General features: G+C 75.1%; 11 protein-coding genes. 9 read left to right on the top strand and 2 right to left on the bottom strand.

The features are described 5' to 3' along the window. Together VGB14_04700 and VGB14_04695 are read right to left on the bottom strand one after the other, a co-directional pair. Positions 1 to 558 (bottom strand): hypothetical protein (locus VGB14_04700; protein ID HEX9992208.1); only part of this gene is annotated, 558 nt, incomplete at its 3' end. A gap of 4 nt (positions 559 to 562) precedes the next feature. After that, a complete protein-coding gene (locus tag VGB14_04695; protein ID HEX9992207.1) occupies positions 563 to 1,237 on the bottom strand; it encodes a Pvc16 family protein in 675 nt (224 codons plus the stop codon). 188 nt (positions 1,238 to 1,425) lie between these two features. On the opposite strand from VGB14_04695, the gene VGB14_04690 reads away from it, so the two are divergent. The 9 genes from VGB14_04690 to VGB14_04650 all read left to right on the top strand — a co-directional run. Next, positions 1,426 to 2,307, top strand: a complete 882-nt coding sequence (locus VGB14_04690; GenBank protein ID HEX9992206.1) for a tyrosine-type recombinase/integrase — start codon at positions 1,426 to 1,428, stop codon at positions 2,305 to 2,307. A 7-nt stretch (positions 2,308 to 2,314) separates the two neighbouring features. Continuing rightward, positions 2,315 to 3,091: an RNA polymerase sigma factor WhiG gene (whiG, locus tag VGB14_04685; GenBank protein HEX9992205.1), complete on the top strand. Its 777-nt coding sequence runs from the start codon at positions 2,315 to 2,317 to the stop codon at positions 3,089 to 3,091. Between the two features lie 163 nt (positions 3,092 to 3,254). Continuing rightward, positions 3,255 to 4,706 carry an FAD-dependent oxidoreductase gene (locus VGB14_04680; protein ID HEX9992204.1) on the top strand — a complete coding sequence of 484 codons (1,452 nt, stop codon included), beginning with the start codon at positions 3,255 to 3,257 and terminating at the stop codon, positions 4,704 to 4,706. A 729-nt stretch (positions 4,707 to 5,435) separates the two neighbouring features. Continuing rightward, entirely contained in the window at positions 5,436 to 7,076 is a 1,641-nt protein-coding gene (locus VGB14_04675) for a peptidoglycan DD-metalloendopeptidase family protein (GenBank protein ID HEX9992203.1), read from the top strand. 443 nt (positions 7,077 to 7,519) lie between these two features. Further along, the gene (gene rpsB / locus VGB14_04670) at positions 7,520 to 8,563 is read left to right on the top strand and encodes a 30S ribosomal protein S2 (protein HEX9992202.1); all 1,044 of its coding nucleotides are present in this window, start codon (positions 7,520 to 7,522) and stop codon (positions 8,561 to 8,563) included. A gap of 9 nt (positions 8,564 to 8,572) precedes the next feature. Then, complete coding sequence (tsf, locus tag VGB14_04665; GenBank protein ID HEX9992201.1) at positions 8,573 to 9,367, top strand: translation elongation factor Ts; 795 nt, start codon at positions 8,573 to 8,575, stop codon at positions 9,365 to 9,367. A 5-nt stretch (positions 9,368 to 9,372) separates the two neighbouring features. Next, a complete protein-coding gene (pyrH, locus tag VGB14_04660) occupies positions 9,373 to 10,146 on the top strand; it encodes a UMP kinase (GenBank protein ID HEX9992200.1) in 774 nt (257 codons plus the stop codon). Further along, positions 10,143 to 10,724, top strand: coding sequence for a ribosome recycling factor (gene frr, locus VGB14_04655; protein HEX9992199.1), 582 nt, complete (start codon positions 10,143 to 10,145; stop codon positions 10,722 to 10,724). Before pyrH ends, frr begins: the two co-directional genes overlap by 4 nt. A 95-nt stretch (positions 10,725 to 10,819) precedes the next feature. Continuing rightward, positions 10,820 to 11,618: hypothetical protein (locus tag VGB14_04650; protein ID HEX9992198.1), on the top strand; the 799-nt coding region annotated here is incomplete at its 3' end.

Below are 11,618 nucleotides of genomic sequence, written 5' to 3'. Positions count from 1 at the left end.
GCCGGCCGGCCGCCCCTCCTCCTCGTCGCCCGCCCCGGTCGTCGCCGCGGGCGCCGACGGCCCCTCCGCCGCCACGCTCTCGACCCGCGTCAGCGTCCCCAGGTCCGCCACGTCGGCCGGCAGGTCGAGGATGGCGACCCGGTCCCGCAGCGACTCGCAGTGCCCGAGGAGGGCGTCGTGCGACGCGGCGTCGACGTAGCCGGGCGCGGCGACGATGGCGACCTCGTCGACCTGGGCCAGCACGTCGAGCCCGCGCCGGCGGCGCCCGCCGGCGATCGGCTCGCCCTCGCCGACGTTGACCACGTAGCACCGCCGCCCGCCGTTCTGGAAGAACCCGAAGACGGCGCTGACGAGCGGCGTCACCGTCGTCGAATCGCCGACGAAGGTGCGCACGAACTGCGACCAGTTGCCGATGGCGACGGCGGTGTCCCTCGGCGCGTCGGCGAGCGGCGCAACCCCGACGAAGCCGGCGGTGCTGGTGCCGACGGCCTCGATGGGCCGTGGCCCGCCCGGCAGCTCCTCCACGTAGATCCCGGGCGTCCGGTAGTTGACGGCCATTGGGTCAGCCTCCGAGTGGGTCGAGGTGGACGACGACGGGATCGGGGCCGACGGCGACCCGCACGGCCACCTCGCGTCCCTTGGCCCGGGCGACGAGGACGGTCGTGGCGGGCGCGTCGGGCACCCTGGCGAACGAGAACCGGCCGGCGCCGTCGGTCGTCGTCGACCGGGCGAGCGACGGCAGCTCGACGAGGGCGCCGGCCAGCCCGGCGTCGCCCGGGCCGATCACGGTGCCGTCGAGCCGGGTGGCGCCGGCGGCGCGGAGCACGAGCGGCTGGCGGACGGGCGGGGCCGGGGCGACCGGCCGGGCCGAGCGGGCGACGACCCGGAGGCGCACGCAGGGCTGGGGCGCGACGCCGAGCGCCTGCCACAGCTCGGGCGCCACCGGTGCGAGGTCGAGGTCGACGGTGGGCTGGTCGGCGGCGGCGACGATCGCCGCGCCGAGCAGGTCGTGGCGCTCCTCGGCCGTCGGCGCCCAGGCGGTCAGCAGGTAGCGCAGCGCGACCTGCACCGGCGGGCGGTCGGGACCGCGGTGCGGGGGCGCGTCGAGGAGGTCGAGGAGGTGGACGGACACGCCCCGGCCCTCGGCGGCGACGGTCGGCGCCTCGAAGGAGACGTCGGCACCGTCGAGCGCCGGCGCCAGCCACTCCCGGATCCCGACGTCGGCGTCGCGGATCAACGGCCCCCCTTGCCCGTGCCACCGGCGCCGTCCCTCGGCGCCCGCCGGCGATTGCATCCGCGCACAGTGCGCGTGTCAATGGCCGCGGGGCGTGGCATTCACCACGTATCAGACCGTCCCGCGGCGCGCTCCGAGCGCTCCTGCCCGCCGTCCCGCTCGGCGTCCGGGGCGGTCGGTACCGTGGCCGTGTGGCGTGGCGGGTCGACGAGTTCGAGCAGTCGCTGACGGCGCTCGCGGCAGCGACCAAGGAGGCCTACGGGCGCGACGTCCGGGACTTCGCGGCCTGGGCCGAGCGCGTCCCGCTCCCGGGCCCCGAGGCCGTCGACCGCCGGGTCCTCCGTCGCTACCTCGCCTACCTCGGCACCCGGCGGTACGCACGGCGGACGATCGCCCGCAAGGCGTCCTCGCTGCGGCGCTACTTCGCCTGGCTGCGGCGCACGGGCGCGATCGCCGCCGACCCGGCCGCCGGCCTCTCGGCGCCCAAGGGCGACGCCCGCCTGCCCCACGTCCTGCGCAGGGAGGAGGTCGCCGCCCTCCTGGACGACCCGCCGGCGAAGGTCGACGGCGACGACGACGCCGTGCGCCTCCGGGACGACGCCGTCCTCGAGCTGCTCTACGGCAGCGGCCTGCGGGTCGCCGAGCTGTGCGGGATCGACCTGGGCGACGTCGACCTCCGCCGCCACGCCGTCCGCGTCCTCGGGAAGGGGAGCCGGACGCGGCAGGTGCCGCTCGGCGAGCCGGCCGCCGAGGCGCTGGCCGGGTGGGTCGAGCGGGGCCGCCCGGCGATGGTCACCGAGGCCACGCCGCCAGACGCGCTGTTCCTCAACCGCAGGGGCCGCCGGCTCGGGCCGAGGGACGTCCGGCGCCTCCTCGACCGCCGCTCACCGGTCCCCACCCACCCCCACGCGCTCCGCCACACCTTCGCCACCCACCTGCTCGACGGGGGCGCCGACCTCCGCGCCGTTCAAGAGCTGCTCGGCCACGCCGATCTGGCTACCACGCAGCTCTACACGCACGTCAGCAGGGAGCGGCTACGGTCCGTGGTTGAAAGCTCACACCCTCGTGGTTAGGAGCAGCGTGGACGACGCCGCGCACATCGAGCGCCTGTGGTCGGCGTACAAGGACGCCGCGCGCCCGGACCTCCGTGACCAGCTGATCCTCCACTACTCGCCGCTCGTCAAGTACGTGGCCGGCCGGGTGGCGGTGGGCCTCCCGCAGAGCGTCGAGCAGGCGGACCTCGTCAGCTACGGCATCTTCGGCCTCATCGACGCCATCGACAAGTTCGACCCGGCCAGGGGCTACAAGTTCGAGACCTACGCCATCGCCCGCATCAAGGGGGCGATCCTCGACGAGCTCCGCTCGATCGACTGGGTGCCGCGGTCGGTGCGGGCGAAGGCCCGCTCGCTCGAGCACGCCTACGCCAAGCTCGAGGCCGAGCTGCACCGCACCCCGAGCGACGAGGAGGTGGCGGCCGAGCTCGACATGAGCGAGGACCAGCTCCAGGCGACGCTCAGCCAGATCTCCTTCGTCGGCCTCGTGGCGCTGGACGAGATGCTGTCGTCGGGGGCCGAGCGGGGCGAGTCCGTGACCCTCGGCGACACCATCGCCGACGCCGGCCACGGCCCGGTCGCCGCCTACGAGGTCGAGGAGATGCGCCAGATCCTCGCCGCCGCGATCAACCGCATGCCCGAGCGGGAGAAGATCGTCCTCACCCTCTACTACTACGAGGGGCTGACCCTGGCCGAGATCGGCGAGGTGCTCGGGGTGACCGAGAGCCGGGTCTGCCAGATCCACACCAAGGCCGTGCTCCAGCTGCGCTCCAGGATCACCGCGGCCGAGCGCGAGCCGGCCTGACCGGCAGGACCACGCCGGGGGCGCCGGACCGGTCCCCCACGCCGGTGGCGCCGGCGAGCCGCCGCCGTCGGTGCAGGTACGCTCGCCGTGCGGGCGGGTCGTGACGGCGCGAGGAGAACCGGTGGGAACAGGCGGCGGGGCGGGTGCTCCCACGGTCGTGATCGTGGGCGCCGGGGCGGCCGGGGTGTTCACGGCCTACGAGATCCAGAAGAGCTACCCGGGGCAGTTCGACATCCGCCTGTTCGAGGCCGGGCCCACGATCGGCGGCAACGTCTCGTCCGTCGACGTGGAGTACGGCGGGCAGACCTACGTCATCGACGCCGGGGCGCAGTTCTTCTACGGCAAGGCCCAGCCCAACTACCTGAACCTCATCGGCGAGCTCGGCCTCGACGACCAGATCCCGCTGTTTCCCGCCGGCATCACGATCTGGGACGCGGCCACCGACCGGCGGCTCCTGTGGGTGCCGTCGACGGTCGGCGGCCTCTCGCGGTACACGGTCGCCGACTGGCGCCGGCTGATCGAGTTCGGGGAGTTCCTCGTGGCGGCCGCGCTGCTGAACGCGTCCTCCGACCCGGACTGGTCCTTGAGCGTGAGCGACTGGCTCGCCGACGTGCCGCTCGACGACTCGTTCCAGCAGGACGTGATCCTCAACTTCCTCTACCAGTTCGTGTCGCTCCCGTACCCGCGCATCGGCGAGGCGTCGGCCGTCTACGCCACCACCTACTTCGTCCGCAGCGTGTTCGGCACCCCGTCGACCGGGTCGGCGGCCACGGCCGACCCCGCCAGCATCCCGCTGTTCCAGACCAACCAGAGCATGATCGGCCTGCTCGGCATCCTCGAGCAGGCACTGGCGCAGTCGGGGGTCGTCGCGCAGACCAGCTCGCCGGTCACCGCCGTCGCGCCGGGCGAGGACGGGGTGACCGTCACGGTGGACGGCACGACGATCACCGCGCAGCACGTCGTGCTGGCCTGCGACCCCGCCGCGTCCGGCGCGCTGCTCGCCGCGGGCGGCACGGCACCGAGCGACCTGGTCGTCCTCCTCCAGGAGCTGGGGGAGCAGTACCTCGACCTCTCGATCGTCCTCCAGCAGAACGGCGCCTGCTGGATGCCGAGCGACGAGTCGTACTGGGAAGGCGTGACGACCCTGGCCGACACCGCCAACCAGGCGGTGACCTTCAGCGCCTGGTTCGGGCCGCTCCGGCCGCCCTACGACGGCGACCTGCTCATCCCGGTGTTCAAGTCGTGGGGCTCGCCTGACCTGGACATGTCCAGCTGCGCCGACACGTTCTACTCCCACGTCCACGACGTCCCCCTCCCGACCACGGACTTCATCGCGCTCCGGGACCAGCTGGGCGCGTTCCAGGGGCGGGACGGGCTGCTGTTCGCGGGCGGGTGGACGGACTGGTTCGACAGCCAGGAAGCCGCGCTGCTGTCGGCGATGAACGTGGTGTCCCTGCTCCAGCCCGCCGGTGCGGAGGGCGCGGCGCGGGCGCCGGCCGCCTACGACGCCGCGGCCGTCACCGGGCAGGTCCGGTCGTGGCTCGACCTCGTCCGCGCCCACGCGCCGGCGGAGTTCCAGGCCGACCTGGCCGGGCTGTCCGAGCGTTTGGCCTGACGGCGCCGGGCGCGGCCACCCCGGGCTCGCCGTGCCGGCACCGGCGGCGGGCGTGGCCGGGGCGACGGCGGGCGAGCGAGCCCGGGTCGGCGTCCGAAGCTGTCACACCCCTCGGGTACGATGCCGCGCAGCGGATCGGGACCGGCCGGCCCGTCCGCTGCTTCCCCCGCCTCGTTCGCCGTCGCCGTCCACGTCCAGGGCCCGGGCGTCGACCGGCGGCCGCAGCGACTTCCCCTCGTCGCGCGACTGACGTCCCGCGCCCGGGCTCACGATCGCCGGTCGTCGTGAGCCCGGGGCGCGGCTGACCGGCACCGCTTCCCCCGACGATCCGCTCGTGCCCCGCCGGGGCACCAAGGCCGCCGCCCCGGCGCGCCCGCCGGCCGGTGCGGGACCCTTCCCCCTCGTGCCGCGTCGCGACGCGGGAGCGCTCACCCTGGCGCGCCCGTCGGGCGGGTCCGGGCACTTCCCTCGCGTGCCGTTTCGCGGCAGTGGAGCGCTCAGTCCGGCGCGCCCGTCGGGCCGGTCGGAGGCATTTCCCGTGCGTGCCGCGTCGCGACAGTGGAGCACTCACTCGGGCGCGCCGTCGGGCACTTCCGCTGCGTGCCGCGTCGCGGCGCCACAGCGCTTACCCCGGCGCGCCCGTCGGGCCGACCGGCGCTTCCCCCTCGTGCCGCGCCGCGGCCCGGCCGCCACTTCCCCCGCTCGTACCGCTCCCCGGATGGAGTGCCCATGCCACGCGCCCTCGTCGCGATCGCACTCGTCGTCGCCGCCGTCGTCGCGGCCGTCGCCGCCCGTCCGTCGGCCGCCGAGGCGACCGTCCGCTACGTCCCGCCGGTCGACGCGCCGGTCGTCGACGCCTTCCGCCCGCCCCCGACCCCGTTCGCCGCCGGGAACCGCGGCCTCGAGTACGCGACCGCACCCGGCACGGACGTCCGGGCGGCCGCGGACGGGGAGGTGGTGTTCGCCGGCCAGGTCGCCGGCAGCCTCCACGTCACCGTCCTCCACGCCGACGGCATCCGCACGAGCTATTCGTTCCTCGCCACGATCGCCGTCCACGAAGGCGACGATGTCCGGCAGGGCGACGTCGTCGGCACGGCCGGGCCTCGCCTGTTCTTCGGGGCCCGGGTCGGCGACGAGTACGTCGACCCCGCGCTCCTGCTCGGCGGCGGGCCGCCCGCCGTCCACCTCGTCCCGCTCGAGGGCGACGGCGTGTCGGCGGGCGACGAACGCCGCGCGCTCGCCGCCCTGTCGGCCGAGCACCGATGGCCGGCCGCCGGCGCACTGGCGTGGCTGCGGGACCGGGCGGCGGCGCTCCCCGCCCGCCTGGCGTCGTCCGGCCGGGCGGCCGCGGGCTCGTGGCGGGCCGTCCTCCACGAGGTCCTGGCGCTCGACCCCGTGCCGCACGTGGCGGCCGTGGCCGACGCGGTCGGGCGGTGGCGGGCGGCGCGGCAGTCGTGCACCCCACCGGACCGGTCGCCACCACCGACCTCGGGCCGGCGCATCGCCGTCCTCGTCGGTGGGCTGGGGTCGTCGAGCCTCGACGCCGCCGTCGACACCGTCGACACGGCGGCCCTCGGGTACGCGCCGGCCGACGTGGTCCGCTTCAGCTACGCCGGCGGTCGCACCCCCGACCCCACCGACGGGCTCACGACCGTGCCGGCGACGGCCTACACGCCGGCGGACACCCAGCGCGACCTCGCCGCGTCCGGTGCCGCCCTGGCCGACCTGCTCACGGCGATCGCGACCGCCGCGCCCGGGGTCCCCGTCGACGTGATCGCCCACTCGCAGGGCGGCCTCGTCGCCCGGCTGGCGCTCGACGACCTCGCATCCCGAGCCGGCGCTCCGGCGTTGCCGGCCGTGCTGGTCACCCTCGGCACGCCGCACGGCGGCGCCGACCTCGCGACCGCCGTCGCCGCGGCCGGCGTGTCGACCGCGGGCGCGTCCGCCCTCGGCGGCCTGTCGGCGCTGCTCGGCCTCGACCTGGACGCGAGGTCGCCGGCGATCGCCGAGTTGGCGGAGACGTCCGACGTGGTCGCCGGGCTCGCCGGCCGCCCGCCGCCGGCCGGCGTCAAGGCCGTCTCGATCGCGGCGCGGGGCGACCTCGTCGTGCCGACGGCGCGGTCGGCGCTGGCCGGCGCGGCACTCGCCGTGGTGCCGGTGGGCGGGCCGACCGCGCACGACCGCCTCCCCGGCACGCCGGAGGCGACGAGGGAGATCGCGCTCGCGCTCGCCGGCATGGCGCCGACCTGCGAGTCGCTCGCCGACGTGGTGCGGGATGCGGTCACCGCAGAGGCGATCTCCCTCGGCGAGGACGTGCTCGGCCTCGCCGCCGCGTCCACCGGCCTGGCCGTCGCGGCCGCACCGCCGTGACGGACGCCGCCAGGAGGTCGCCTCGTCGGGCGCGCCGCGACGCCGAGGGTGTTTCGAGCGATCGCCCCCGCACCGTGGTGACGGTCGCCGCCAGGGGGCCGCCTGGTCGACCGCACGGGGACGCCGCAGGAGGCTCGGCCAGCCGCCGCCGCACCGCCGTGCCGGGCGCGCCATGCGGGAACGGCTGGTCGCGCGCACGGCGACATTGCGGGAGACTCGACCGGCCGCGCGCCGGCCGGGTGGCGGCGACGACGCCGGCCGTGGCGTGGCGGTGCGCCCCGCCGCGCGCCCGGCCGCGGCTGGCCGGGCGACGGAGGGCCTCCGCTAGACTCCCCCGAGGCCTGCCGCCGGTGGGCCCGACCAACCACCACCCGTGCCTCCCCACGGTCGCCGCCTCGGCGCAGGGCACGGGCCTCGACGAACCGATGGGAAGGGAGCGAGTCATGGCGCCCGTCGTGACCATGAAGCAGCTGCTGGAGGCCGGCGTCCACTTCGGCCACCAGACGCGCCGCTGGAACCCGAAGATGAAGCGGTTCATCTTCGGCGAGCGCAACGGCATCTACATCATCGACCTGCAGCAGACGCTGCGGCGCATCGAGACCGCCTACTCGTTCGTCCGCGACCTGGTCGCCGACGACGGGTCGATCCTCTTCGTGGGCACCAAGAAGCAGGCCCAGGACCCGATCCAGTCCTACGCCGAGAAGTGCGGCATGCCGTACGTCAACGAGCGGTGGCTCGGCGGGATGCTCACCAACTTCGAGACGATCTCGAAGCGGGTGGCGAAGATGCAGGAGTACCAGCGCATGCGCGCCTCGGGCGAGTTCGAGGCGATGCCCAAGAAGGAGGCGCTGATCATCGGGCGCGAGCTCGAGAAGCTCGAGCGCAACCTCGGTGGCATCCAGCACATGAAGAAGCGCCCCGAGGCGGTGTTCATCCTCGACACCAAGAAGGAGCACATCGCCGTCACCGAGGCGAACAAGCTCGGTGTCCCGATCGTCGCCGTCGTCGACACGAACTGCGACCCGGACCTCATCCAGTACGTCATCCCGGGCAACGACGACGCCATCCGCTCCGGCACCCTGATGTGCCGCATCATCGCCGACGCCGTCCAGGAGGGCCGCTACATCGCCTCCCGCCGCGGCGGCGGTGACGGCGCCGGTCCCGCCCCGGCGAGGTCCGAGGAGCAGGAGGCGGCCAGGGCCGCCCAGCAGGCCGAGGCCCGCCGCCAGGCCGCCCTCCAGGCCCAGGAGCGCGAGGCCCGCCTCGCCGCCCAGGTGCGCGCCGGCCGCGGCCAGGAGGCCGGCGGCGCCGATCCCACCTCCCCGTCCGACGCCGACGCCGGCGCCGACGTCGCCGAGGCCGGCACCCCCGCCCCGGCGGGTGGCGCCGCCCCGGCCGCCGCGTCCGACGACGGCGCGCCCGCCACGTCCGCCACGCCGGACGACAGCGGCGATGCCGCCGCGGTCGCCGGCCCCAGCCAGGAGTAACGAGCCCCCATGCCCGAGTTCAGCGCCAAGGACGTCCAGGCCCTCCGCCAGGCCACGGGCGTCGGGATGATGGACGCGAAGAAGGCCCTGCAGGAGAACGGCGGGGACATGGAAGCGGCCAAGAAGTGGCTGCGCGAGAAGGGGATCATCAAGGCCGAGTCCCGCAGCGGCCGCGCCAACGAGCAGGGCGCCGTGGCGGTGAGCGTCGACGGGAACGTCGGGGCGATCGTCCAGCTGCGCTGCGAGACCGACTTCGTCGCCAAGTCCGAGGGGTTCACCAACCTGCTCGACGAGCTGGTGCAGCTGGTCGTCGCCAAGGGCGAGAGCGCCGTCGCCGAGCGCAAGGACGCGGTGGACGACCTGCGGATCACGCTCAAGGAGAACATCGAGGTCGGCCAGGTCGTGCGCTTCGAGGCGGCACCCGACCACGTGCTCGACAGCTACCTCCACATCCAGAGCGAGCGCGGGGTCAACGCCGTCCTCGTCGAGCTCGCCGGCGGGACCCGCGACCTCGCCCACGACGTCGCCGTGCACATCGCCTTCGCCCGGCCGCCCTACGTGCGGCGCGAGGACGTGCCGGCCGACGAGGTGGCCGCCGAGCGGACCACGCTCGAGACGATCACGAGGTCCGAGGGCAAGCCCGAGGCGGCGATGGAGAAGATCGTCGAGGGCCGGCTGACCGGTTGGTTCAAGGACCGGGTGCTGCTCGAGCAGCCCTACGTCCGCGACGAGAAGCGGACGGTGGCCCAGCTGCTCGGCGACGCCACCGTCGTGCGCTTCGCCCAGGTCGTGGTGGGTAGCTGAGCGACGTGAGCGGATGGAACGGCCGCAACGGGAACGGCAGCGAGGGCGACGGGCAGGGCACCGAGCCGCCGGTCCGTTGGCGGCGGATCGTCCTCAAGCTCTCCGGTGAGGCGTTCGCCGCCGACGACGCCCACATCCACAAGCCGACCGTCGAGCGCATCGCGGCGCAGATCGTCGAGGTCCGCCAGCTGCTGCACGTCGACGTGGCGGTCGTGGTCGGCGGCGGGAACATCTGGCGCGGCCAGCAGGATGGCGCCGGCATGGACGCCGCCCAGGCGGACTACATGGGCATGCTGGCGACGGTCATCAATGCCCTCGCCCTGCAGGACGCGCTCGAGCGGGCCAAGCAGCCCACGCGGGTGATGACCGCCATCAAGATGGAGCAGGTGGCCGAGCCGTACATCCGGCGCCGCGCCATCCGCCACCTCGAGAAGGGGCGGGTCGTGATCCTCGCCAGCGGCACCGGGAACCCGTTCTTCACGACGGACACGACCGCCGCGCTGCGGGCCGCGGAGATCGAGGCCGAGGCCATCCTCAAGGGCACCCACTCGGGGGTCGACGGCGTGTACACCGCCGACCCCAAGCGCGACCCCGACGCCACCCGCTACGACGAGGTGAGCTACATGGACGTGCTGAACCGGGGCCTGCGGGTGATGGACTCCACGGCCATCACGTTCTGCATGGACCGCCACCTGCCGATCGTCGTGTTCGACCTGCTGAGGGACGGCAACATCCGTTCCATCCTCGAGGGTCGCCCGGTCGGTACCCTGGTGCGGTGACGAGGAGCGGCGCCGGGATGACCGTGGACGACATCATCCAGGACACGACCGAGCGCATGAAGAAGGCGGTGGCGCACACCCGCAGCGAGTTCTCGAGCGTGCGGACCGGTCGGGCGTCCCCGGCGCTCGTCGAGAAGATCACCGTCGACTACTACGGCACCGAGGTGCCGCTCCAGCAGCTCGCCGGCTTCACGGTGCCGGAGGCCCGGCAGCTGCTCGTCGCCCCGTACGACCGGGGCGCCATGAACGCCATCGAGCGCGCCATCCGCAACTCCGACCTCGGGATCAACCCGAGCAACGACGGCAACGTGATCCGCCTGAACTTCCCGCCGCTCACCGCCGAGCGGCGCAAGGACCTCGTGAAGGTGGTCAAGCACATGGCCGAGGAGGGGCGGGTCGCCATCCGCAACCTGCGCCGCGCCGCTCGCCACGAGCTGGAGGCCCTCGAGCACGACCGCGAGATCTCGGCGGACGAGCTGGAGCGGGCCGAGAAGCAGCTCGACAAGCTCACGCACCAGTACGTGGCCGAGGTGGACGCCGCGTTCGAGCACAAGGAGCAGGAGCTGCTGGAGGTGTGAGCCGCACCGGCGCTCGACGCGGAGCGCCGGGCACCGACGACGGCCCGCACCCGCCAGCGCGGGGGCGACAGCGACGGCACCCAGGGGAGGTGGTCGTGGACCAGGACACCGGCGGCCAGCCGGACGAGGAGCGACGGTCGGGGGCGCAGCCGAGGGGCGCCGGCGCCGGCCGTGGCGACCCGCCCCGCCCCGGTGGGGCTCGGCCCAAGGACCCGGGGGAGGGGGTCAGGATCATCGGCGCGGACGAGGCCGCCGAGGCCATCGAGCGCGGTGACGTCGTGAAGCGGCGGGGCGACGACATGCCCCGCTTCGGCGACCGCCCGCCGCCGCCGCCCGAGGGCGGGCCCCGGCCCACCCTGCGGTTCCCGCTGTCCGGCACCGCCGACCCGACGGCCGTCGAGCGCCCGCCGATCGTGCCGCCCCCGCCGCCGGTCCCGCCGTCCGGGCCGGTCGGCGCCACCTCGGCGAGGAGGCCGGCGCCCGAGCCCGTCCCGGAGCCGGCGCCCGAGGAGCCCGTCCTCGACCCGACCGGCGACCTGGCCGCCGGGTGGGAGGACGACCTCGTCCCCGGCCAGCCGCTGCCGGACGACGACGACGTCGACAACCCCTTCGTCGCCCGGCCGACCACCGGCTCGACGCCGCTGCCGCCCTGGACCGACCCGCCGACCGGCGAGGTGCCGAGGGTGCTCGCCGACCAGCCCCTCGACGAGGACGACGACGACCTGGCGGCGTGGTCGTCGTTCGCCGCCTCCGGCGGGCCCCGCTGGCGGGACCAGCCCGAGGACTGGGACGAGGGCGACTTCGACCCGACCCGGCTGGCCGACGACGACGAGCTCCGCCTCGGCGCCCTCGACCCCGACCGCCCGTCCACCGCCGACCTCTACGACTTCGACG

This window comes from Acidimicrobiales bacterium (assembly GCA_036399815.1).
Classification (GTDB): Bacteria; Actinomycetota; Acidimicrobiia; order Acidimicrobiales; family DASWMK01; genus DASWMK01.
The sequence above is the reverse complement of the archived record's forward strand: the minus strand, read 5'-3'. Positions and strand labels throughout refer to the sequence as shown.